This window comes from Xenorhabdus hominickii, assembly GCF_002632725.1.
Taxonomy (GTDB): domain Bacteria; phylum Pseudomonadota; class Gammaproteobacteria; order Enterobacterales; family Enterobacteriaceae; genus Xenorhabdus; species Xenorhabdus hominickii.
This window is the reverse complement of the sequence record NZ_NJAI01000003.1, coordinates 154631-178257: the sequence shown is the minus strand read 5'-3', so window position 1 is coordinate 178257 and position 23627 is coordinate 154631. Positions and strand designations below refer to the sequence as shown.

Here is a 23627-nt window from a genome sequence, read left to right as displayed (position 1 = left end):
AAAACTTCTCTAACTAATGGCCAAAGGAACTTCTATTTAATTTATAAATTAGACTTCATGAAACGAAGTCATCGTCTCAAAATCGAACAATTCATTCAGTTCAATTTGTAATCCATTGGAGATGACATAAATAATTTCTAAGGTAGGATTTCTTACTCCGCGCTCAATACCGCTGACATAAGTTCGATCCAATCCACATTTATCGGCAAAAGCCTCCTGCGACATCCCTGCTTCTTTCCTGAGATACCTAATTCTTTGCCCAAAAAGGGATCTGATATTGTTCGACGTTTTCATCCGAAAAGTATCGATTCTTGTTACTTATCCGACCACGGACTATGAGTCACATTTCAATCTAATTTATGCTATGATGTGTGACTTATAGTCTACTTATTAATGGCTTACTTTTTAATTTAAAAAAATGATAGGTAACTGGAGATTTAGAATGGAAAAAAAAGACTGGCACTCTGCTGACATCATTGCAGCATTGAAAAAACGCGGAACCACGTTATCAGAAGTATCGCGTGCTGCGGGACTGGCTTCATCAACTCTTGCCAACGCACTGCAACGCCACTGGCCAAAAGGCGAACGTCTTATCGCGGCAGCGCTGGAAAGCACACCAGAAGAGATATGGCCTTCGCGCTATGAAAGAAAATGACCTGCAATAGAACCCAGCTCAATGCTGGGTTTACTCACCAATTATCAACTCGCCAGCTTTAAACCAATAATACCAGCTATAATCAGGCCAAGGCTTATCACCCTGGCCAAGTTTGCTGACTCCCCCAACACCACTATGCCAAAAATCGCCGTACCTACAGCACCAATGCCTGTCCACACAGCATAGGCTGTTCCTGTCGGTAAATTTTTCATGGCGTAGGCCAGCAATCCCACACTGACAATCATCGCACTGATCGTAATTAAGCTCGGCACCACACGTGAAAAACCGTGGGTATATTTAAGGCCTACAGCCCACACTACTTCCAGCAAACCTGCTATAAGGAGGACCAACCAAGACATGATTTTCCCTTTATCGAGTGGCAAATGGGGCCGTCCCCAATATGATGGCGTTTATCTGGGTCGTCCCAGACAACGATTAAGAAATGAAACTGAATTATAACTAGCCGATTTTACAACCGCAATCGCAGAACAAAAACACAATAAAAAAAGCCGCAGCCTCTAGACGAAGAGGCCACGGCTTTTCTAAAATAGCAAACGCGATTATTTCACGCGAGAAACGTATTCGCCGGAACGGGTATCAACTTTAATAACTTCACCGATCTGTACGAACAGAGGAACTTTTACTACAGCACCAGTGCTCAGGGTAGCAGGTTTACCACCAGTACCGGCGGTATCACCTTTCAGACCTGGATCAGTCTCAGTAATTTCCAGTTCAACAAAGTTTGGCGGGGTTACAGCGATAGGACGGCCATCCCACAGAGTCAGAATACATTCTGCCTGATCGATCAGCCATTTTGCATTGTCACCAACGGCTTTCTCATCTGCAGCTAACTGCTCGAAAGTTTCGTTGTTCATGAAATGCCAGAATTCACCGTCGTTGTACAAATAGGTCAGGTTCATATCCATGACATCTGCGCTTTCAACGGAATCTGTTGATTTAAAGGTTTTTTCTAGTAATTTACCAGAAATCAGTTTACGAATACGAACACGGGCAAATGCCTGCCCTTTTCCTGGTTTAACAAATTCACTTTCTAGAATAGCGCACGGCTCGCCATCTAACATGATTTTAAGACCTGAACGGAATTCATTGGTACTATAAGTAGCCATGGAGATCCTCTAATTTTTAACAAAATGGCTTAGCCAAAAAATGGCACACATTATAACCCATATTCCCCCTGTCAGAGAAGTCTGGCTACAACAACTTGCGGATGTAATTACAGATCCCAATGAGTTGTTGCAATTATTATCCCTAAACTCACACGCCATACTGAAAGACGGTAATGAGGCGAAGCGATTATTTCCCCTACGTGTGCCAAAAGCATTTGTAGCACGAATGAAAAAAGGCGATCCGCGTGATCCTCTACTATTGCAAGTCCTGACTGCACGGGAAGAGTTTGTAATATCTCCTGGCTTTTCAACAGATCCGCTAGATGAACAGCGTAATGTCGTGCCCGGGCTGTTGCATAAATACCGCAACCGAGCATTGCTATTAGTCAAAGGGGGTTGTGCAGTCAATTGCCGTTATTGCTTCCGTCGTCATTTTCCTTATGAAGATAACAAGGGAAATAAAAACAATTGGCAGCTCGCTCTGGATTATATCGAGCAACATACTGAGTTAGATGAAATCATCTTCTCTGGTGGTGACCCATTGATGGCGAAAGATCATGAATTGGACTGGTTAATTAGCCACATTGAATTTATTCCACACATTAAACGCTTACGGATCCACACACGTTTACCGGTTGTTATCCCTGATCGTATCACCCTAACCCTGTGTAATCGTTTGGCACAATCAAACTTGCAGGTGATCATGGTGACCCACATCAACCATGCAAATGAAATTGATGATGCCTTCCGAGAAAGTATAACTCGGCTAAAACAGGCTGGCGTGACACTTCTAAATCAAAGCGTGATGCTGCGTGATATCAATGATAATGCAGAAACACTGGCAGACTTAAGTAATGCATTATTCGATGCGGGTATTTTGCCTTACTACATCCATGTTCTGGATAAAGTTCAAGGCGCCGCACACTTTCTCGTTGATGATGAAGAAGCAAAAGCAATAATGCGGGAATTATTAACGAAAGTCTCCGGTTATCTGGTTCCTTGCCTGACAAGAGAAATTGGTGGAGAACCCAGTAAAACGCCTCTGGATTTGGGCTTAGGGCTATAATCTTCCCCTTTCAAGTTGCAGCTTCGTTGACTGGGCTGCAACTTGAAATCCCATTAGGGATACTAGTGATTAAGGACACTTATAGACCTGACCAACCATTTTGCTATCAAGGGGAACAAAGCTTCCCAATAGATTCTGGGATGGGCTATTTACGCCATAAATAACATTTCCGCCCATTTCAGCCACTTTATTACGCAGGTCATTGGCGGCGCTACGCATAGAGCTACTCTCATTGCTGACACCATTGAACCAATTGCTTTGAGTACCAACAACTTCACCTAACCGTTGGCATTCACTGCCCGGCTGAGTATCCATGAAACGTACATTAGCACCAGCAGAGGTTAATTGATGGTTTGTTGTACACCCCGCCAGCAACAATACTGACGCACCAAATAACATTTTGATTCGCATAACTTTCCTCATTGATTATAGAAATTTCTATAATGATGATAAATATACCCTTTTGTATTCCATTAGAACAAAAAATAAAAAGGCGAGCAGAAAAATCTGCTCGCCTTTAAAATCTTATCCTATCGGATGGGCAATTCCATCAGCAGGATGAGCAACATTACATCATGCCGCCCATTCCACCCATGCCGCCCATTCCACCAGCTGCACCTAAGTCAGATTTGTCATCTTTAGGCAGATCAGTCACCATTGCTTCAGTGGTGATCATCAGACCAGCGATAGAAGCGGCGAATTGCAGCGCGGAACGGGTTACTTTAGTTGGATCCAAGATACCCATGTCGATCATATCGCCGTACTGTTCAGTTGATGCGTTATAGCCGTAGTTGTCTTTACCCGCTTTCACGTTGTTAACAACAACAGATGGCTCTTCACCTGCGTTGTCTACGATCTGACGCATTGGCGCTTCCATTGCACGCAGTGCAACGCGAATACCAACGTTCTGATCTTCGTTGTCGCCAGTCAGGTTAGAGATCGCGCTAGCAACGCGAACCAGTGCGACACCACCACCAGCAACAACGCCTTCTTCTACTGCTGCGCGGGTTGCGTGCAGAGCATCGTCAACGCGAGCGCGTTTTTCTTTCATTTCAATTTCAGTCGCCGCACCTACTTTGATTACAGCAACACCGCCTGCCAGTTTAGCTACACGCTCTTGCAGTTTTTCACGGTCATAATCAGAAGTAGATTCTTCAATTTGCTGACGAATTTGAGTAACACGTGCAGCGATTACGACTTCTTCACCTACACCATCAATGATAATTGTGGTGTCTTTGTTGATAACAATGCGTTTTGCCTGACCCAGATCTTCCAGAGTCGCTTTTTCCAGCTCCAGACCGATCTCTTCAGAAATCACAGTACCATTGGTCAGGGTAGCGATATCCTGCAACATCGCTTTGCGACGATCACCGAAACCAGGTGCCTTAACCGCAGCAACTTTCACGATACCACGCATGTTGTTAACAACCAGAGTTGCCAGTGCTTCACCTTCAACGTCTTCAGCGATGATAACCAGAGACTTGCTTGCTTTAGCAACACCTTCCAGAACTGGCAGCAGTTCACGGATATTGGAGATTTTTTTGTCAACCAGCAGGATGTACGGGCTTTCTAGTTCAACAGAACCTGATTCTGGTTTGTTGATGAAATAAGGAGACAGGTAACCACGGTCGAACTGCATACCTTCAACAACATCCAGTTCGTCTTCCAGGCCAGTACCTTCTTCAACAGTGATTACACCTTCTTTACCGACTTTGTCCATCGCTTCTGCGATCAGTTTACCTACAGTTTCGTCGGAGTTTGCGGAGATAGTACCAACCTGCGCAATGGCAGTGGAATCAGAGCAAGGTACGGACAGGTTTTTCAGCTCTTCAACAGCAGCAACAACCGCTTTATCGATACCCCGTTTCAGATCCATTGGGTTCATACCAGCGGCAACAGCTTTCAGACCTTCAGTGACGATAGATTGAGCCAATACGGTTGCAGTAGTAGTACCATCGCCGGCTGCATCGTTGGCTTTAGAGGCAACCTCTTTAACCATTTGTGCACCCATGTTCTCGAATTTATCTTCTAATTCGATTTCACGTGCTACAGATACACCGTCTTTAGTGATAACAGGCGCACCGAAAGATTTATCCAAAATTACGTTACGGCCTTTAGGACCCAAGGTCACTTTAACTGCATCAGCCAGTACATTCACACCGCGCAGCATTTTGCTGCGAGCATCATTACCAAATTTTACGTCTTTAGCTGCCATTGTGTCTTTCCTTTAAATTCGCTCAATTAAGAAGGGTTAGCGTGAGGATTCAATTACGCTTCAACAATTGCAAGAATGTCGCTTTCAGACATGATCAATACTTCTTCATTATCGATCTTCTCTGCTTTAACGCCGTAACCTTCATTAAAAATGACGGTATCACCCACTTTTACATCCAGCGCCTTCACTTCCCCGTTTTCAAGGATGCGACCGTTGCCAACTGCCAAAATTTCCCCACGGGTAGATTTGCCCGCAGCAGAGCCAGTCAGGACAATCCCGCCAGCGGATTTTGATTCAACTTCTGTACGCTTAACGATAACGCGGTCATGTAATGGACGAATTTTCATTGATAGATCTCCTATAAATAAAGTCCATATCAGGTAAGAGGATTGATACCAGAACCCAATAGAACCAGTACCATGAAGCTACAAATTGGGGCTTAAGATCAGTACTTCAAGGGGCGGCAAGTAAAAAATATTTTACTTTTTGTTTACCCGCTCAAATAATAAGCAAAGCAGGAACAATTATCTTTTATCGTGCCCACTGCCATGTTCGCCATGATTTTTCTGATCATCTTGCGGCTGATTATTCAATTTACTGGAAGCATCATCCCGCCTGTGTTCATATTCGCCCTCAAAAGTTTGTCCATTCTGGCCGTCCTGCCCATAGCCACCAGTATAATTTGAGCCACGAAAAACATTCGGCCGATAGAGCTTAATATGGGGCAATAATTTTGCTGTCAGAAGTTTCTGTACAGGGGATAATAACAATAGTAATCCGAGAAAATCGGTAAAAAATCCGGGTAATATCAGCAAAAAACCGGCAAAGACCAAAGAAACGCTTTTAACGACTTCTTCCGCAGGGCTTTCACCCGCCACAATTTTTTGTTGCATCGACATAAAATTACTCATGCCCTGATTGCGTACAAGAGAAACCCCAAGGCAAGAAGTAAGAATAACAAGCAGCAGAGTCAACAAAACCCCTACTTCAGAGGCAATACGAACAAACAGGACTGATTCGATGTAAACCAGCAAGCATATAAGAATTAGTGGGAGCCAGCGCACGTGGTTCTCCTTTAATTATTTATTGTCCACACTCTATTTCTCATTCACATAAAGTGAAATCACATAATGTGGGATCAGATTACATAATATGGAGATAATAGTAACCATTTTCAATACTACAGATAGTTGACTTTTCATCTCTGGAATCGTGACCTTAGTCACACATATGTGATCTCATTAATAAAATAGCACTATAAAGTGATCTAGGTTCAAGGCATTTCTGGTAAATCCACATATGATCGCGCCGGCAATTTCGTGATAAGTAATTAATATCACGTCATTTGTTGACGGCAACATTATTCTCAACAAACACTTAATATAACAGTAAAAAAACGTATCCAAGTTAAGAAGGTTCTCATGTCAAACAACATTCGTATCGAAGAAGACCTGTTAGGTAAACGAGAAGTTCCCGCTGAAGCCTACTATGGTATTCACACTCTGCGTGCGATTGAAAATTTTTATATCAGTGACCGTACCATCAACGATGTCCCTGAATTCATCCGCGGCATGGTGATGGTGAAAAAAGCTGCGGCTCTGGCAAACAAAGAACTCCATACTATCCCTGGCAAAATTGCGGACGTTATTGTCAAAGCCTGTGATGAAATCCTCAACACTGGCAAGTATATGGATCAATTCCCTGTTGATGTCTTTCAAGGCGGAGCGGGTACTTCATTGAACATGAATACCAATGAGGTACTGGCAAATATCGGCCTTGAATTGATGGGACATCAAAAAGGTGAATATGAGTACCTGAATCCTAATGATCACCTGAACAAAAGCCAATCAACCAACGATGCTTATCCTACTGGCTTTCGCGTTGCTGTCTATAATTCACTAATGGGCTTAGTTGAATCAATTAAGTTGTTGAAAGCAGGCTTCGACAAAAAAGGCGTTGAATTCGACGATATCCTGAAAATGGGTCGTACCCAGCTGCAAGATGCTGTTCCAATGACTCTGGGTCAAGAGTTCCGCGCATTTTCCATACTGCTAAAAGAAGAAATCAAAAATATCACTCACACGGCAGAATTGCTGTTGGAAGTGAACCTCGGCGCGACAGCAATCGGTACCGGCTTAAACACTGCGCCAGGCTACCAAACACTGGTCGTTGAGAAATTGGCAGAAGTCACAGGGTTACCTTGTCTGCCAGCAGAAGACTTGATCGAAGCGACTTCTGACTGCGGCGCCTACGTTATGGTTCATGGGGCATTGAAACGTCTGGCAGTTAAGATGTCCAAGATTTGTAACGACTTGCGTTTGCTCTCTTCCGGCCCTCGTGCTGGCCTGAATGAAATCAATCTGCCAGAATTGCAGGCAGGTTCTTCCATCATGCCAGCCAAAGTTAACCCTGTTGTGCCAGAAGTCGTTAACCAAGTTTGCTTCAAAGTTATTGGTAACGATATTTGTATCACAATGGCAGCAGAAGCAGGCCAGTTACAACTTAACGTAATGGAACCTGCGATTGGTCAGGCGATGTTCGAGTCAATGTCCATCCTGGGCAACGCATGCCGTAATCTGGTTGAAAAATGTGTCAACGGCATCACTGCTAATAAAGAAGTGTGCGAAAGCTTTGTGTTCAACTCTATCGGTATCGTCACTTATCTGAACCCATTCATTGGCCACCACAATGGCGATATCGTGGGCAAGATCTGTGCTGAAACCGGCAAAAGTGTTCGTGAAGTTGTGCTAGAGCGTGGTTTACTGACCGAAGCTGAATTAGATGATATTTTCTCCGTTGAGAACCTAAAACATCCAACTTATAAAGCAAAACGTTTTGATGATTAATTAAATGCTTATAATAACGAGCTCGTCTTAATTTTTAAGGCACGCAACTCCAACCGGAAGCGTGCCTTTTTAATTTTCAGCAAACACAAAATATTAACCATAGATTTTCATAATACTAAATAAGTTAAGGAGTACGTAACATGTTAGCCGTAGAATTAGTTATTGTTCTGCTGGCCATTTTTTTGGGAGCACGACTAGGGGGAATAGGAATTGGTTTTGCTGGCGGGATTGGCGTTTTAGTCCTTGCAGCCATCGGTGTTAAACCGGGTAGCATACCATTTGATGTTATTTCAATTATTATGGCGGTTATCGCCGCTATCTCAGCCATGCAAGTAGCAGGTGGATTAGATTATTTAGTTCAACAAACAGAAAAATTACTACGCAGGAACCCAAAATACATCACAATCCTTGCACCTATCGTCACTTATTTTCTGACTTTATTTGCAGGTACCGGAAACATATCACTGGCAACACTTCCTGTTATTGCGGAAGTGGCAAAAGAGCAGGGCATAAAACCTTGTCGCCCACTCTCTACTGCGGTTGTTTCAGCTCAGATAGGGATTACTGCCTCCCCTATTTCGGCAGCGGTCGTTTACATGGCATCTGTCATGGAAAATCAAGGCATCAGTTATATACATTTACTTATGGTACTAATGCCTTCAACATTTTTTGCAATCATCCTGATGTCATTCATCATTTCATGGGTTTTTGATTCCAAACTGTCGAAAGATCCCATCTACCAAAAACGCCTTGCAGATGGTCTGGTAGAAATGCGTGGCGCTCATCAAATTCAGATTAAACCCAAGGCTAAACTGTCTGTTTTGTTATTCCTGCTGGGCGTTATTAGTGTTGTCATCTATGCAATTATCAACAGTCCGAGTGTCGGTCTGATTGAAAAACCACTGATGAATACCACTAATGCGATTCTGATTATTATGCTCAGTATTGCCACCCTAACCACCATCATCTGCTCTGTCGATACCGATGCTATTCTGAACTCAAGTACCTTTAAAGCAGGTATGAGTGCATGTATCTGTATTTTAGGGGTTGCATGGCTGGGTGATACTTTTGTGCAGGCCAATATTGATTGGATAAAAGAAACAGCCGGTAGTCTGATTCATGCTCAACCGTGGCTGCTGGCGGTTATTTTCTTCTGCTGCTCTGCATTACTCTATTCGCAGGCCGCAACAGCGAAGGCTTTGATGCCAATGGCACTGGCATTGCATGTAACACCATTAACAGCGATAGCTTCTTTCTCTGCGGTTTCTGGCCTGTTTATCCTACCAACTTATCCGACATTAGTTGCCGCTGTGCAAATGGATGATACCGGAACCACCCGTATTGGCCGATTTGTATTCAATCATCCTTTCTTTATTCCGGGCACCATTGCCGTTGTGTTGGCCGTTTCATTCGGCTTTTTGTTTGGTGGCATGATCTTGTAACGTCATAATACTGAACATTCATTCAAAAACGTTATTTCAGGGGCTGACAATGCCCCTGAAGTATTTCCAGCCAAAAATATTTGGCTATCAAAAAATTAACATTGCATTAATATTAGTCAATTGACTTTCTGTCATAGATGCCATCAGTTATAGTTCAAAGTCTGGTAAGTTTCACAAATCAAACCACGATACAAGCAGGTCAAAAACTATATTATGATGAAACGTATTCTCATGTTGTTTCTGCTGTTCAGCGGTATTGCTACCTCACCCATCAAAGCCAGCACACTGTTTGAACAACTCGGACAAAATCGCTACCTTCCTGCTAATCAGGCATTCATGTTTGATTTTCAGCAACAGGGAAATAAACTCACATTAAACTGGGATATCAAACCCGGTTATTATCTCTACCGACAACAGTTCAGTATCACACCTAAACAAGCGTCGCTGGGAAAAATTGAGTATTCCAAAAGCAGCAAGCATGAAGATGAGTTTTTTGGTAAGACTGAAGTTTATTTTCAATCTGTACATATTGATGTCCCGATCCTATCTGCTACTAATGACTCCTCACTTGAAGTCACTTACCAAGGGTGTGCAGAGGCGGGTTACTGCTATCCTCCAGAAACCGTCAACGTACCACTACAAGTAGTGGTAACGTCAATGGCACCAAATAATGCAATAGCAACAGCGCCCGATAATATAACGACTTCCCAAAATGCGTCATTATCGACAGAGCCACTGCAACAAGAAAATACCAATAGCAAAACCCATGACGTGCCTTTTTCACCGCTATGGGCACTGTTGATTGGCATTGGTATTGCATTTACTCCCTGCATATTGCCCATGTATCCGCTGATTTCCAGCATTATTCTGGGACAGAAACGCCCTGAAAGCCTGAAACGAATCTTTTGGCTCGCCATGAGTTACGTTCAGGGAATGGCGCTCACCTATACTATATTGGGGTTAATCGTCGCGTCGGCAGGCTTACAATTTCAAACGGCCCTGCAAAATCCTTACATTCTGGTCGGGCTGTCAATCCTGTTTATTTTACTCGCCCTATCCATGTTTGGGCTATATACCTTACAACTCCCTGCTTCTGCCCAAACTCGTCTGGTAGATTGGAGCAACCAACAGAAAAGCGGCTCCTATATTGGTGTGTTAGTTATGGGAGCCTTAGCAGGGTTGATCGCATCCCCCTGCACCACTGCACCACTCAGTGCCATTTTGCTCTATATCGCCCAAAGCGGTAATACGCTGGTCGGTGGCCTGACCCTTTACCTCTACGCACTGGGTATGGGTATACCACTTATCGCCGTTACCTTATTCGGCCACAAACTTTTGCCTCGTAGCGGCCCGTGGATGCAATATATTAAAGAGGCTTTCGGATTCATTATTCTGGCATTGCCTGTCTTTTTACTGGAGCGGATACTCGGAGACACATGGGGTACGAGATTATGGAGCCTGCTGGCCGTCTCCTTCCTTGGCTGGTCTTTCGCATTGACCTTAAGCAGTAAAAAGGGCTGGTTACGAACCTTGCAAATTGTTTTACTGGCGCTGGCTCTGATTGCCTCACGCCCATTGCAAGATTGGGTATGGGGAAGCCCGGCGACAGAACAACAGAAAGCCTCTGTCACATTCCAACAAATCAGTAGCTGGCAGGAGTTAAACCAGATTTTAGCTAAAAATCATGACAAGCCGATTATGTTGGATCTGTATGCTGACTGGTGTATAGCTTGCAAAGAGTTTGAAAAATATACTTTCAGTGATCCACAAGTACAGTCACAATTGAGCCAATTCTTCTTATTACAAGCTGATGTCACAAGTAATGAGCCAAACCAGAAAGAATTACTGCAAAAATTAAACGTAATAGGACTTCCTACTATCTTGTTTTTTGATACAGAAGGAAAAGAGCTAACCAATTCGCAAGTCAATGGATTCATGAATGCAGAACGTTTTAGCCAGCATTTACAGAAAATACAACAAGTACAGCATCCACAACAAAAATAATCTGGAAGGAGAGCTACCATGCAACGTGAATATGTGCTCAGTCATGCCCTGAATATACTGGAACAGCATGGCCTATCAGCAACATTGGAGACGCTTTTAACTCCCCTTAAAATTGAGATTAGCCATATAAAGCATTTTTGGCCTGATCGCGAAGCCCTGCTCTACGATTGCCTTCGCTATCATAGCCAGCAAATTGAGATATGGCAGCGCCAAATCTTACTGGACGAAACCTTGGATCCTGAGCAGAAATTACTGGCCCGTTACGATACCCTCAAGGAAAAAGTACAGGAACAACGATATCCGGGGTGTCTGTTCATTGCGGCGTGCAGCACTTTCCCTGATCCTACTCATCCGATTCACCAGTTAGCTGAATTGCAAAAACAAAATTCTTTTCATTACACGTCGGAGTTATTACAACAACTCGATATTGACGACAATGAACAAGTCGCCAACCAAATGGAACTGATACTTGAAGGGTGTCTCAGTAAATTGTTAGTGAAAAGAGAGTTTGAAGCTGTAACCACCGCAAAATTGCTAGCACAAGATATTTTAACCATCGCAAAATGCCGCAAAAACGGAGCATTAAGTTAAGAAAAAACAACTAAAGTTGAATAACCACACTAATTCGGTATGAAAATACAGCAAACAATCATTTTTCATCGTTTTTTTGCAGAAAGTATTTGACGGATTAAGCTGAATACGGTTTAATGCGCCCCGTTAGCCCGGATAGCTCAGTCGGTAGAGCAGGGGATTGAAAATCCCCGTGTCCTTGGTTCGATTCCGAGTCCGGGCACCAATTTTAAAACTCGCTTGTTGAAGTGATATCAATAACTTAACACGTGAGTTAGAAATAAGTGCTGTTAAGAAAATGTTAATGAATATAATCTATTACTTTGCGTAAGTTAATAAACTAAAAACAGCCACTCTATACGAAGTCAGGTGAACACAGTTTGTGCTCACCTTTTTGCGTTGAAAGTAATGATTTCAGTAATTGATTCTGATGTCAAGTCAGGTGATTGTCAGAATTGCTCTTTGAGCACACTTCCCGGTTTCTTCGTTTTGTGTCTCCACCTCCAAACCATCCCATAATTCAGTGACACAGTCAGGGCAATCCCGCTGATATCTTGCCCTGTTTTTTTACATCACGTTAACGGATTACACAGCAAGATCCAGATAAAACGCCAGTTCATTCGCCAGAGTTTTACCCGCGATTTCCATATCGATATCAATATACTCCATCGTGGTCGCCACACTGCGGTGTCCCAGCAAACACCTGACCAGCTGCAAATTGCGGTCGGGGGCTTTCATCAGCTCTGTCGCCAGCGTATGACGGAAGCGGTGGGGGGAGACAGCAAAACCACATTCTTTAGACAGGCGGTTAAAGAAAGAACGGAGATGTTGCTTTTCTCTGTCATGATGATACTGGTGACTGACATGGCGTCCGTGATGACAAAAACGCAGGCGGGTTAAATCAAACAGCGGATCATCCTCTTTCGCGCCACAGGCTTTTGCCTGTTCAATCAACTGCGCCAGCCGGGGTTTCAGCTGCGGGATCATCGGCACCCGCCATTCACTGTGGTTTTTACTGCCTTCCACACGCAACTCAATGTAACTGTTGTCCAGATTAATATCCCGTAACCGCAGATGCAGCAGCTGGTTCAGGCGCATGCCCGTCAGCCGGAAGGTATCCAGTACGGTCAGCCAGTACCCCGTCGGGTATAAGGCACAGCGTCCGCCCCGCGGGGCGGTCTGTAAACGTTCTTCCTCTTCATACTGCTGCATCCGCAGGTAAATCCCGGTTATCTGCGCCTTACTCAGGGTTTTCTTTTGTTTCTTCTCTTTTTTGACTGCCGCGTCATTAAACGGATTTTTGGGGTGTGACAACAGTTTTCTTTCCATCCCGAAATTAAAAATGGCCCGCAGGTGCGCCACCTTATTGTTCCACGTATAGCCGGACTGATTTTTTTCCATCAGCAGATGACGCCGCCAGCACAGGACATCCCGGTGAGTCACGCTCTCCGGCAACCCCGTTTCCCCCATATACCGGATAAAGACCCGCACCACCTTGCGATAACTCCATTCGGTTGCCGGCCGTAACATCCGTGAAAAAAAATACTCGTCCAGTAACGCATCCCAGCCCATTTTTTCCTTATTATTTAACATATTGTTGTTTCCTTAGTGTGTAATATTGTGTCCCGGTACAGAAATGTCCCGTTAATAAACTGAAAGATTAATTAACACTTTGAATTATTTCATTTTTCATATAATGACCTTTTGTACATTGCAGAAACAAGGCCTTCCGGCGCTGATGCGGTGCGTTCGGACAATTTCGAATCGTTATCGTTACCATTTGCATTCTTTCTCATCAAAATTTCATTCCTCTGCCTGAAACAATGACAGTAATCTCCGGGTATCCTCGGTGGTGTCGGGCGCAGGGACTGTTCCCGGTGTGACAGGCGGAATAACCGGATCGGGTTCTGATGATGACAGCCTGGTATCGGTAGCCGGTTTAGACGGTTCAACGGGATTCAGCAGCGGTGACTGCACCTGCTCAGCGGCAGACTGAAGCAGTGAGTCCGTCAACGGGACAGAAGACGGATGTCCGCCAAGATGCAACATCAGGCACTGCCACGCACCGGGCACTAAAGACAACCAAATCACCGCTTCCTCCGGTAACAAACGGGCAGCCAGCAATGTTTTATAAAGGACTGGCAGCTCAGGCCGCGGTGCCTGAAACCGGAAGCGGAAACGACGTTCAGGTATCCACAATCCCGGCTGCCAGTGATGTCCGTCTTCCAGTTCCCCTTCCAGTTGTCGCAACAGCGGCAGGTGGTAAAACAGCGCCGCCCAGAACACCACCGCCTGCCACAACAGACTTTGTGCGGCCTGTGTTTCCGGCACCACCCCCGGAGGCAACATATGCCCTTTTGCCAGCCGCATGGCACAGGCAGTAAATTGCAGGGTCAGATCGATAAATCCGCCGCAATAAGACCAGACGCCCTCTTGTGTTGCGGGAACATGCTGCACACGGACGCATAATTGCCGGAGCGGATCCAGATAGAATTGCTGATACAACCCAGCGGGCAGCGCACTGTTTTCCCACAGTTGCCGGAGATACTGGCCACGCTCTGAAGTTGCCAGCAGCACCTCTGCTGACTGTGGACGGAAATAACCTCCGGCACCGCGTACTCTTTCAGGCGCTAGCCCGGGGGCTTTTTGTGACGGGGAAAGGTCACGGGTAAAACGGGATTTAAAACGCTGAAACATCACTTTTCCTCTTTCGGTTCAGATTTAGCTCAGTGTCGGTGAATCCCGGCCGGAAACAAGGAACAACTCTTTTTACGAAAATGAAAATTAATCTGACCCGGTTCATCCCCTGACTGACCGAATTCGCTTAATTTCCATCATAACTCATTGTATTAAAGCCATTTAAAAACAAAAAAAGCGCCCCGAAAGGCGCGGTACGGGGTGTAGGTTTGTGGTTTGGTCGGTTTCAGTATTCCCGCACAACCCGCCAGAAATAACCGCAGGCTTTGTAACACCGCCTGACGGTAACGAGGGACTTCTTCCCCGCAGACCCACTGTTGCATCACATCGAGACAGACGGATTTGCCGGTGATTTCCAGTTGATTGGTGCACCATTCTGCCATAATTAAGTTCCTCACTTGAATGATAAAAATAAACAGGAGGAACCGCCCGGTCGGGGCACAATTCCCCCGATGGGTAGATTGAACAAAAAGTATTACTGTCCGGTCTGCCTGAATAGCCTGTCAGCCAAACCACTGTCAAAAATAACCGTCAGCTCATCGTGGATATCCAGATAAGGCGTACTGCGCAGGATAACCTGCGTGTTCAGCCGGATTAAGTCATATTTATCCACCAGTTCGTTAATGGCTTCTGAAGGCCGGACACCGCGAGCTATCAGTGCTGCCACCGTATCGGTTTCACACAGGGCCGTATCGGTCAGGCTGAGGCCAAAATGCCGTTTCAGCAAGGCAGCCGCAATCACCTGCCAGACGGTTAAACGTAACGTGGTCATAACGTCCCCTCAGAAAAGACACTGACGGAGACCCCATACCGGAGAATATCCCGCACTTCATGGCACTGCTGATAACAGGGGGAAACCCCATGCAGTGACAATAAATGCACCTTGTGCCACAACGCACGCGCCGCCGGAGTATTCTGCCAGCTCTGCTCAAGCATCGCTGCCTGACATAACCGCTGCTGTTGCTGTTCCAGTGACAGGCGTTCTGACGTCAGTGTGACCGGCTGCGCCCAGATAATCTCTTCATCAAACCGGCCACCGAGCACTTTTCTGTCCTGTGCATCAAAAATCATAACGGTCAGCGGAAAAAAAATCCCCGAAACCTGAGCAGATAACCTCTCCGGCACCGGCCAGTCACCCAGTCGATGGATCACCTTCAGCCGCTGCACCACTTCCGTGACGGTGGAGGCTTCGCACACCATCAGGGTTTCCGGCTGCAATGACTGTGGTGCTTTCGGGTATTGCCTCAGGCCGGTGACCTGAGCGGTAAACAGCTCTTCACGTAATACGATATCGGTATCATCCGGTACCGGTAAAAAAATGGGATTCATGGTGTTGTTCCTTGATTTTATGTCAATGAAAGAAAACACCCACCCGATACCGGGAAGGTGTTTTGGCTTCCCCGGTCAGGCGCTTAAGAAAAGCGTTAACAGCCTCATGGGCTGATAACGTTAATGATGATTATTTTTGTTAGGGATAAATGACGGACTGATAACGTCCTCTCTGGGTTTCAGTGTCATGATCGATGTTATCAGGCCGCTTTCCGGGTGCTGTTGTGCATACTCCTGCAATGCGCAGAACCGGTACGCCTCCTCATTCTGTGTATCCGGCACCGCGATACGGGCTGATACGATGGCCGTGACCGCCAGCCCGAAAGCATCGGCTGAAAGCGTGACCGTCAGCTGCGTAACCGGCAGGTAAACGGAATACGTTTCCGCCCGTGTCGGCACCATATAAGTCAGCGATTCAGACACCTGTCGGCTTGTCCACTGTTCAGGCTGATAATCGCTACATAACGTCGATGCGGTATTCGCCAGCAGGAACCCCAGAAACAACCGTTCCAGCGGGGTTTTGTCGGGAAACACGGCCGACAGCGCAAGACTGTCCAACATAATCAGTTCATTATTTGGCATCACGTTCTCCTGTTATGCACCCTTTAAGCCCAAAGCAGCCCGGATACACGAAGCCTGAGGATGTTGCCACGCATATTCACGCAAGGCGCAAAGCCGCTCAGCGTACCCGTCCAGCTTCATCAGGGCCGTCAGATAACCCAATACGCTCAGAGTTACCATCAGCCCAAAGGCATCGGCGGAGACTTCACCTTTAAAGTCAGTCGTATCCACGTTAACCACAGAAGAATCCGGCCGCATCGGCACGATATAGGCGATGCTGTCTGACACTTTCCGGTACTGCCATCGGTCACACCGGTCATCGTCACAAAGCACAGCAGCGGCTTTAATGAACGTGTGCTCCAGCAGCATCAGTTCCAGTGGACCGGTGTGCGGAAAAATTTCAGCAAAAGGGGATAATTCAGCCGGGGACACAGTGTGCACCGTGGCCGGGGTGATATTTTGTTGCATGGTATTCTCCTGATAAAACAACGGAGAACACCTGACCCAATGGGAAATGTGTTCCCCGTTGGGTGACTGGCCTGTTGGCCATCATGGATGAGATTAAGAGACCTTCATCGTCATCAGACTGACGATATCTGCTTCCAAAGGTGCGCAGATGTACCACACAGTGTGTACTCCCTTGCAGGCTACAGGAGTGTTGCTGTCGCTGCCCGAAGGTGATCCTCACAAGCGACCGGATCATGGATAAGTCTGACTACGCTAATAAACGGAAATCATTAGGTCAATGGGTAATTCATTTCTCGGGACAAAAAATAATGTCAGGAACACGACGGGATTTTGGGGGAGTCAGAGAGAGGCTGTCAATACGAGGTGACCCGTTCTGGTCGTTTGTCTAAATCATTTATGCCCCAAAATGTGTTGCACACTACTCCTGTTAAAAAAGTTAAACTGGATGGGGTCACCTAGAAAATCTAATGACTAATTAAAAGAGTTAATAAGAAAGACTCAACTAATTGGCTTTATGGTGCATAACCGAAACACAACGTAAGTTTGCACCATAGTAATATGTTAAGTTAAGTCGGCTATTCGCTCAAAACTGCCCGAGATTCTTTGAGCGGGCAGCATCTGCACAGTGTACTGACCGTTCGCCACGGGAATACCTGCTGCGCCAGACCAGTCATGGGTTAAGTAATCAAAGGTGCATGTAAATATAGTGGAAAACCCAGACCTTAATTAGCATTTTGTGTAGTTGCCAGTTCCCTTTAATCTGAGCACTTTTTTAGGCTGATGCGCCAGTTATCACCAGACTGCACTTGGTATCTGGCAGCGAAGTTATCCATATTGAGTGCTACCGATACCTGTAGCAGGCTGTTGAGATACACCAAAGGTTGACCTTCAGGAACTTCACCAAAGCTGCTGACATATGGGGCTTTGCCTTCATACCGGATCTTATCCCCTTCACTTATTTTAATGCAGACCTGATCCCCTTTGTGAATACCCACCTTACTGACCTGGCTGTCATTGATATTACTCCAGACATTCCCAAACCGTACATCTAGAACTGGAATAGTCCCCTTAAGAGTTCCATCCCTTTCAGCTACACCAGTCTGATAAGGGATCTTTACTACTTTATTTGGTAACAGCGGCCCCACCTGTTCATAGCTAATAATACCTGAAGCAAGTCGTGCCCCAGTATATGCGTATACATCACGTCCATGAAAAGTATATGATTTTTCAGAGCCAGGTACACGGTTGAACTTCTCGTCAATCTGACGTACAGATTCAATACCAAAGTGTTCAGCTACCAAGGTCAATGTTCCGTTATCCGGTGAGACTATGTAATGACCACTCTGTGTCTTGATAACCACTGAGCGCCTGTCAGTGCCCACTCCCGGATCCACCACGCTTACAAAGACAGTCCCTTTGGGCCAGTATGGTAGAGTCTGGTAAAGGCGATATGAAGCTTCCCAAATATTATAAGGTGGAATTTCATGTGTTAGATCATAAATAGGCTGGCTAGGATTCACCTTGAAAGATATCCCTTTCATAACCGATACTGCCCCATCTTTTAGGCCGAAATCTGTCTGAAACACCAGGGCTTCATTGGCAACAGTAACCGTACTTACAAGAGCGAGAGAAAGACTCGCAGCCCGGAGAGTAGTTCGAATATCCATAACTGAATCCTTTTCATTTAATAACGGGAGACAAAATATACAGTTCATAGGGATTTCGGGAACAATGGAACAGTAAACACTTAAGCGTTCAATTTAAATAGCTAAAAATGATCTGTCAGTCGAAGTCAGAGATCTCACAATATATTTATTTCATTTTGGTACAATTGACGCCATACAGGGCATCCATCTCATCAGATTAGGTCTAGCTCAGATCATCAATAGTGTCAGATCGAGTCTTATTTGGTAATCACATTGGTACAACTAACTCGCTTTTGCCCCAAACTGTTTTATGCTCCAAAAAGTCATACGCTTTAGCTTTTCTCTTTGACCAAATTTAGCTAATGAATCAATATGTGTTAAGTTTTGTATCTGTGTGGCCAGCCTGTGTCTTCTGATTCGGTGGCTATTCAGTCTTTCTATCGACATGACTTATTCTTGGAAATAGATTTAAATGACTGCTGAATTTAACTTACATCAAATCTACGATCATAACCTGAACTTTCTTGTCGGTGCTGGTGCTTCAAATGGTTTTCTACCGACGTTAGCACTAGAGGTAAAGGGGCTAGATGGTAGTAAGTGCACATTCGAGACACTTGCAAAGAAATATGAAAGCAACAAAGAAATGACAACACTGCTGTTCATGTTGTACTACCGAGAATGTATTAAGCCTGGTTTACCCTCAGTTCCAGCCAAAGGTATTCCTGCTCCTCCTAGACCGCCACATGAAGAAAGCGTCATTCAAGAATATAAGCGGTTCATGACCACTTTGATTCACCTCTTAAACAAGCAAAAACCATCAGCCAAAAAAGCAAACATTTTCACAACTAACTACGATAATTGCTTTGAAATTGCTAGCGAAGAGTTGATGGCAGAAAGAACATCTCAGTTCGAAGTTAATGATGGCAGCACTGGTTTTCAAGCGCGTACTTTCCACACAAGAAACTTCAATAACCGTATCGTAAATAAAGGCGTGTTTGACCGTCACGAACAGTTTCTTCCTCAAGTAAACCTTCTGCATGCTCACGGCTCAGTACATTGGATGAAAGGCAACAAAGATGGTGATATTGAACTTAATTACGGTACTAGCTGTTACAACATAGACTTCAATCAAGACGAAAATAATATTCTAGATGCTTGCAAGGTGATTCTTTATGATACAAATAAATCGCTCAATGACCTGAGTGTATTTGAAGCTCACACAGATTTTACGAAACTTCGTTCTGAGCAATTTGGGCAGGACTATAACAAAATGCCTATCGTGAACCCCACAAAGTGGAAGTTTCATGAAACCGTCTTTGAAGAGGCTTACTATCAGATTCTTCGTCACCTAAGTTATGAACTTGAACGCCCTCATTCAGTATTAATTGCTTTCGGCTTCTCTTTTGCCGACGAGCACATTCTCAGTCTTGTACAGCGAGCATTGTCTAATCCGTCATTGACTATGTACGTAATGTGCTATGACGAGTCAACGAAAGACAGGATGTCGGAAATATTCAGAAAGTACCCGAATGTTAAGTTGATTTACTCCGAAGATAGAAAATTAGATTTTACGCTTTTCAATGATGAATACTTCACGGTAAATAAACTAAACAAACCTATGCCTGAAGAAACCATGAAGCCAATGCTTGAAGCTGTAGTTGGTGGTGTCAAATGAGTATAGCAATTGGTGAAGTAATTTCAGTTAAAGGCACTAATATCACTGTAGAATTATACGAAGAGTCCAACAACGAGACGTTGTTCTATAACGGCGAAAAATTCAACGGTGTATCGATCCAGGAGTTCATTTTAATTCGTCGTGGGTTCAAGGATATCGTTGCTAGAGTACAAGGCGAATACCTAGATGAACGACTAAAAGACGAAGAGAGCGGCTGCTATATCCGTAAAGTTGAGTTAGTACCAATTGGGCATTTCCAGTTCAATGAATTCCATGAAGGCATAAAACACCTTCCGATGATCCGTGATATTGCGTATTTAATGAGTGACACTCAGGTTAAATCTATCTTTGGAAAGCCTGACGACAACTTCGTTGTCGGTGAAACGCTTACTGAAGAAATACCTATATCGCTACCTTGGGTAAAGCTATTCAACACTCATATAGGAATTTTCGGCAATACTGGTAGTGGCAAATCTAATACGCTGACTAACATATACACAACGCTATTTCGCAATAAGCTGGACAAGCTCATAAACAAGAGTCACTTTGTTGTTATCGACTTTAATGGAGAGTACACAAATAACCAGCTAATATCAAAAGACAAGTATAAGAAGGTATACCAACTAGATACTCGCAATGATGATGGCGATAAATTTCCACTCACTAGCGATGTATTCTGGGATGAAGAATTATTCGGCATCTTATTCAAAGCAACTGAGAATACTCAGAAGCCGTTCTTAAAGCGGATAGTTTCTGGTCGAAACAGGTTCAAAGACAATCCAGATAGCTTGCAGAAGTACGTCAAGTCAACTATCGAGCGTGCTCTCACAAGTACCGCACAAAAGAAAGAGTTTGTAGCTCTTATTGAAGAGATTGCAAAACTTGTTGGCTCCCAAGACCTAGAGAAAAAAGTTAGGGAAATAGGCTGGCATGGTGAACGATCTCGGTTGTATTTCCCAAACACCCCCCACCCAAATTATTTTAATGGTGGTGATAATGACCTTACGTACAATCATCATTGCAGAGCATACGTAGACGACATCAACATTAGAGAGTTATCGCCATTCAATGAGTTAAAACTGAGAATCAACACTCAACTTCTTTCTGACCTCATTAGCGGTTATGTTCAGTTCGACCATATACAACCTCTACTAAAGAGAGTAGAAGCGTCATTGACAGCACTAGATCGTGTGTTTGACGTTAGAGAAGAACGACCAGCAAACATGTTATTGTCAGTGGTATCACTTCGAAGGACTAATCAAGAAATTAAGAAGGTTATGCCACTTTTGCTTGCTAAGTTTTATTATGGTGAACACAAGCAGAAGGTTATGAACCAGAGTCCACCAGAGCAAACATTCCACATGATAATTGATGAAGCTCATAACATACTGTCGACCCAATCGAGTCGTGAAAGTGAGAGTTGGAAGGATTATCGTTTGGAGCTATTTGAGGAAATTATCAAAGAAGGCCGTAAATTTGGTTTCTTCTTAACTTTGTCAAGTCAGAGGCCAGCAGATATCTCACCTACGATTATGTCTCAGCTACATAATTTTTTTATTCATCGCTTAGTCAATGAGCGTGACCTCAAGTTGCTAGAGAACACTATTAGCTCACTTGATGAACTCTCACGACAAATGATTCCCAACCTTTCAAAGGGTTGTTCGATAATTATAGGAACATCATTCGATGTCCCAATGGTTGTTCAATTCAATGTGATGCCTGACGGTAGTAGGCCAGACAGTGACGATATTGATATTGAGTCTCTTTGGAATTAGAGAATGAAAGAGCATATTTCAAGTGTTTTAGATTACATCTAGTAATCTAAATCTAGTAAGTTAGAGCAAATACAAATAATTTAACTCACTTTTGTCCAATATCAACTAAGAACTTATAACCAGGTTAGATAATAAGAGCACTGTGATTCTATGGTTGCAGATATGTTACCGTTACTATCTGTTGCTGTGGCTGTGATTACATTTCCCGCATTATCACTAACCACTCTAGACTTATATGATCCATTAATTCTACATAGAATTATATCAACATAAGCTACTTGATCAAAGCTAATTGCTGTGATTCTGTAATTATTTGTAGGTCTTACACTGTTTTCAGGTGTGTTATTGATATCTTGAACTGTGAAATTAACTAATTGCTTATTTGTTGTTGAACCACTATCGATTACTGTACCTGGCTTTTTAAAAAGGGCTTTCTGTTTTACTGTTTCAATATTTATATTTGTAGAACCGCTATCGTTTTTGATATATCTTACATTAACCTCAGCTTCGTTTAAAAATAGGGTCACGTATTCATCCCGTTGTTCCTCACATATAATGAAGGTAAATACGTGAGGGATCGTGATGGCATTAGTTGAAGTGAAGTGTCGATTTTGCGACCAAACCACGCCTGTTAAAAAGCACGGCAAAGGAGAAGGTGGGCATCAACGATATTATTGCCAGTCCTGTCGTAGAACCTTCCAGCTCGAATACACTTACCGGGCTTGCCATTCGGGTATGAAAGAGCAAATCGTCGAGCTTGCCATGAATAACGCCGGTATTCGTGATACGGCACGGGCACTTCATGTCAGTATTAACGCTGTTGTACGCACTTTAAAAAACTCGCACCACGATGTGTAACCACGCTGCCGCTGGATACCCCTGAGCTTCAGCTTATCTGTGAAGTCGATGAGATGTGGTCATTCATCGGCAACAAAAAACGGCAACGCTGGTTGTGGTACGCGTGGGAGCCTCGCTTGAAACGTATTGTTGCTCACGCTTTTGGAGCCCGTAGCAAACAGACACTCAGAACGTTGCTGGAAAAGTTATCCGCTTTTGATGTAGCATTCTGGTGCACCGATAATTTAGGGGCATATGACATATTGGCTGATGAGAAACACATCACCGGTAAACTTTATACTCAACGTATTGAACGAGAAAATCTGAACCTGCGTAACAGGCTAAAGCGACTCAATCGCAAGACGCTGGGTTATTCTAAGTCAGTTGAAATGCATGACAAGATCATTGGCACATTCATCGAGCGTGAATTCTATTATTGATGATCAATCAACAGATTGAATACACGACCCATGTTTCTGCCCCATTGTGTGTTGACGCCGATGACTGAATTATATCGGTAACCTATTTTTACAATATATAAACTAATGGTTAGGTAAAAGATAAAGCCGACTTTATTTAAGTCATTCGCTCTAGTTAGAGCTGTATATTTAATCATATGATTGAGATAAGAAACATTTACTTTTTAAGCAATTCATATGTATGGGAAATCACACAAGACTGATTAATTAAAAAAATAACTTCATGTGGTATCTT

General features: G+C 44.1%; 25 protein-coding genes, 1 tRNA gene and 1 pseudogene. 10 read left to right on the top strand and 17 right to left on the bottom strand.

The window, feature by feature from the left end; all coding sequences use genetic code 11:
* Positions 1 to 48 precede the first annotated feature (48 nt).
* The gene (locus Xhom_RS44785) at positions 49 to 225 is read right to left on the bottom strand and encodes a helix-turn-helix domain-containing protein (RefSeq protein ID WP_069316965.1); all 177 of its coding nucleotides are present in this window, start codon (positions 223 to 225) and stop codon (positions 49 to 51) included.
* 217 nt (positions 226 to 442) lie between these two features.
* On the opposite strand from Xhom_RS44785, the gene Xhom_RS44790 reads away from it, so the two are divergent.
* Positions 443 to 655: a helix-turn-helix domain-containing protein gene (locus Xhom_RS44790; protein ID WP_069316966.1), complete on the top strand. Its 213-nt coding sequence runs from the start codon at positions 443 to 445 to the stop codon at positions 653 to 655.
* Between the two features lie 44 nt (positions 656 to 699).
* Here the strand turns inward: Xhom_RS44790 and sugE are convergent, their stop codons facing one another.
* Positions 700 to 1014 carry a quaternary ammonium compound efflux SMR transporter SugE gene (gene sugE, locus Xhom_RS44795; protein WP_069316967.1) on the bottom strand — a complete coding sequence of 105 codons (315 nt, stop codon included), beginning with the start codon at positions 1012 to 1014 and terminating at the stop codon, positions 700 to 702.
* Between the two features lie 201 nt (positions 1015 to 1215).
* On the bottom strand, positions 1216 to 1782 hold the full coding sequence (gene efp, locus Xhom_RS44800) for an elongation factor P (RefSeq protein WP_069316968.1): 567 nt from the start codon (positions 1780 to 1782) through the stop codon (positions 1216 to 1218).
* A gap of 40 nt (positions 1783 to 1822) precedes the next feature.
* Here efp and epmB point away from each other — a divergent pair, with 40 nt between their 5' ends.
* Positions 1823 to 2848 carry an EF-P beta-lysylation protein EpmB gene (gene epmB, locus Xhom_RS44805; protein WP_069316969.1) on the top strand — a complete coding sequence of 342 codons (1026 nt, stop codon included), beginning with the start codon at positions 1823 to 1825 and terminating at the stop codon, positions 2846 to 2848.
* 69 nt (positions 2849 to 2917) lie between these two features.
* On the opposite strand, the gene Xhom_RS44810 is transcribed toward epmB, so the two are convergent.
* From Xhom_RS44810 to Xhom_RS44825, 4 genes are all read right to left on the bottom strand, one after another.
* Complete coding sequence (locus Xhom_RS44810; protein WP_069316970.1) at positions 2918 to 3259, bottom strand: DUF4156 domain-containing protein; 342 nt, start codon at positions 3257 to 3259, stop codon at positions 2918 to 2920.
* A gap of 157 nt (positions 3260 to 3416) precedes the next feature.
* Entirely contained in the window at positions 3417 to 5063 is a 1647-nt protein-coding gene (groL, locus tag Xhom_RS44815) for a chaperonin GroEL (protein WP_069316971.1), read from the bottom strand.
* A gap of 53 nt (positions 5064 to 5116) precedes the next feature.
* On the bottom strand, positions 5117 to 5410 hold the full coding sequence (locus Xhom_RS44820) for a co-chaperone GroES (protein WP_069316972.1): 294 nt from the start codon (positions 5408 to 5410) through the stop codon (positions 5117 to 5119).
* 177 nt (positions 5411 to 5587) lie between these two features.
* Complete coding sequence (locus tag Xhom_RS44825; protein WP_069316973.1) at positions 5588 to 6127, bottom strand: FxsA family protein; 540 nt, start codon at positions 6125 to 6127, stop codon at positions 5588 to 5590.
* Between the two features lie 357 nt (positions 6128 to 6484).
* Here Xhom_RS44825 and aspA point away from each other — a divergent pair, with 357 nt between their 5' ends.
* The 5 genes from aspA to Xhom_RS44850 all read left to right on the top strand — a co-directional run bounded on the left by aspA (position 6485) and on the right by Xhom_RS44850 (position 12151).
* Entirely contained in the window at positions 6485 to 7909 is a 1425-nt protein-coding gene (gene aspA, locus Xhom_RS44830; RefSeq protein WP_069316974.1) for an aspartate ammonia-lyase, read from the top strand.
* 140 nt (positions 7910 to 8049) lie between these two features.
* Positions 8050 to 9351 carry an anaerobic C4-dicarboxylate transporter gene (locus Xhom_RS44835; protein ID WP_069316975.1) on the top strand — a complete coding sequence of 434 codons (1302 nt, stop codon included), beginning with the start codon at positions 8050 to 8052 and terminating at the stop codon, positions 9349 to 9351.
* Positions 9352 to 9564: 213 nt separating this feature from the next.
* Positions 9565 to 11355, top strand: coding sequence for a protein-disulfide reductase DsbD (locus Xhom_RS44840; protein WP_069316976.1), 1791 nt, complete (start codon positions 9565 to 9567; stop codon positions 11353 to 11355).
* An 18-nt stretch (positions 11356 to 11373) separates the two neighbouring features.
* Positions 11374 to 11946 (top strand): division control transcriptional repressor DicD, encoded by a 573-nt coding sequence (dicD, locus tag Xhom_RS44845; RefSeq protein ID WP_069316977.1) that lies wholly within the window; start codon positions 11374 to 11376, stop codon positions 11944 to 11946.
* Between the two features lie 129 nt (positions 11947 to 12075).
* Positions 12076 to 12151: transfer RNA gene (locus Xhom_RS44850), tRNA-Phe, on the top strand.
* Between the two features lie 359 nt (positions 12152 to 12510).
* Here Xhom_RS44850 and Xhom_RS44855 read toward each other — a convergent pair.
* The 9 genes and pseudogenes from Xhom_RS44855 to Xhom_RS44895 form a co-directional block, all read right to left on the bottom strand.
* The gene (locus Xhom_RS44855) at positions 12511 to 13518 is read right to left on the bottom strand and encodes a tyrosine-type recombinase/integrase (RefSeq protein ID WP_069316978.1); all 1008 of its coding nucleotides are present in this window, start codon (positions 13516 to 13518) and stop codon (positions 12511 to 12513) included.
* 210 nt (positions 13519 to 13728) lie between these two features.
* Positions 13729 to 14622, bottom strand: a complete 894-nt coding sequence (locus tag Xhom_RS44860) for a TraI domain-containing protein (protein WP_069316979.1) — start codon at positions 14620 to 14622, stop codon at positions 13729 to 13731.
* A gap of 194 nt (positions 14623 to 14816) precedes the next feature.
* Positions 14817 to 15005 (bottom strand): annotated as a pseudogene (locus Xhom_RS44865) (DUF1281 domain-containing protein); the annotation flags it as partial.
* A 92-nt stretch (positions 15006 to 15097) separates the two neighbouring features.
* A complete protein-coding gene (locus Xhom_RS44870) occupies positions 15098 to 15394 on the bottom strand; it encodes a TA system toxin CbtA family protein (protein ID WP_069316981.1) in 297 nt (98 codons plus the stop codon).
* Positions 15391 to 15951, bottom strand: coding sequence for a hypothetical protein (locus Xhom_RS44875; protein ID WP_069316982.1), 561 nt, complete (start codon positions 15949 to 15951; stop codon positions 15391 to 15393). Before Xhom_RS44875 ends, Xhom_RS44870 begins: the two co-directional genes overlap by 4 nt.
* A 120-nt stretch (positions 15952 to 16071) precedes the next feature.
* Positions 16072 to 16533, bottom strand: a complete 462-nt coding sequence (locus tag Xhom_RS44880) for an antirestriction protein (RefSeq protein ID WP_069316983.1) — start codon at positions 16531 to 16533, stop codon at positions 16072 to 16074.
* Positions 16534 to 16545: 12 nt separating this feature from the next.
* Complete coding sequence (locus tag Xhom_RS44885) at positions 16546 to 16980, bottom strand: antirestriction protein (RefSeq protein ID WP_069316984.1); 435 nt, start codon at positions 16978 to 16980, stop codon at positions 16546 to 16548.
* Positions 16931 to 17215, bottom strand: a complete 285-nt coding sequence (locus Xhom_RS44890; protein WP_145957419.1) for a hypothetical protein — start codon at positions 17213 to 17215, stop codon at positions 16931 to 16933. Before Xhom_RS44890 ends, Xhom_RS44885 begins: the two co-directional genes overlap by 50 nt.
* A 520-nt stretch (positions 17216 to 17735) precedes the next feature.
* Positions 17736 to 18641 carry an SAM hydrolase/SAM-dependent halogenase family protein gene (locus Xhom_RS44895; protein WP_418384931.1) on the bottom strand — a complete coding sequence of 302 codons (906 nt, stop codon included), beginning with the start codon at positions 18639 to 18641 and terminating at the stop codon, positions 17736 to 17738.
* A 457-nt stretch (positions 18642 to 19098) separates the two neighbouring features.
* Here Xhom_RS44895 and Xhom_RS44900 point away from each other — a divergent pair, with 457 nt between their 5' ends.
* Complete coding sequence (locus Xhom_RS44900) at positions 19099 to 20301, top strand: SIR2 family protein (protein WP_038187162.1); 1203 nt, start codon at positions 19099 to 19101, stop codon at positions 20299 to 20301.
* The gene (locus Xhom_RS44905; RefSeq protein ID WP_069316986.1) at positions 20298 to 22076 is read left to right on the top strand and encodes an ATP-binding protein; all 1779 of its coding nucleotides are present in this window, start codon (positions 20298 to 20300) and stop codon (positions 22074 to 22076) included. The genes Xhom_RS44900 and Xhom_RS44905 overlap by 4 nt, the downstream gene beginning before the upstream one ends.
* A 113-nt stretch (positions 22077 to 22189) precedes the next feature.
* Here the strand turns inward: Xhom_RS44905 and Xhom_RS44910 are convergent, their stop codons facing one another.
* Positions 22190 to 22603 (bottom strand): hypothetical protein, encoded by a 414-nt coding sequence (locus Xhom_RS44910; protein WP_069316987.1) that lies wholly within the window; start codon positions 22601 to 22603, stop codon positions 22190 to 22192.
* A 55-nt stretch (positions 22604 to 22658) separates the two neighbouring features.
* On the opposite strand from Xhom_RS44910, the gene Xhom_RS44915 reads away from it, so the two are divergent.
* Positions 22659 to 23353 (top strand): IS1 family transposase gene (locus tag Xhom_RS44915; protein ID WP_099139630.1). Its coding sequence is split into 2 segments (ribosomal slippage): positions 22659 to 22908 and positions 22908 to 23353, totalling 696 coding nucleotides; the frame shifts between segments, so codons are not numbered across the junction.
* Positions 23354 to 23627 lie beyond the last annotated feature (274 nt).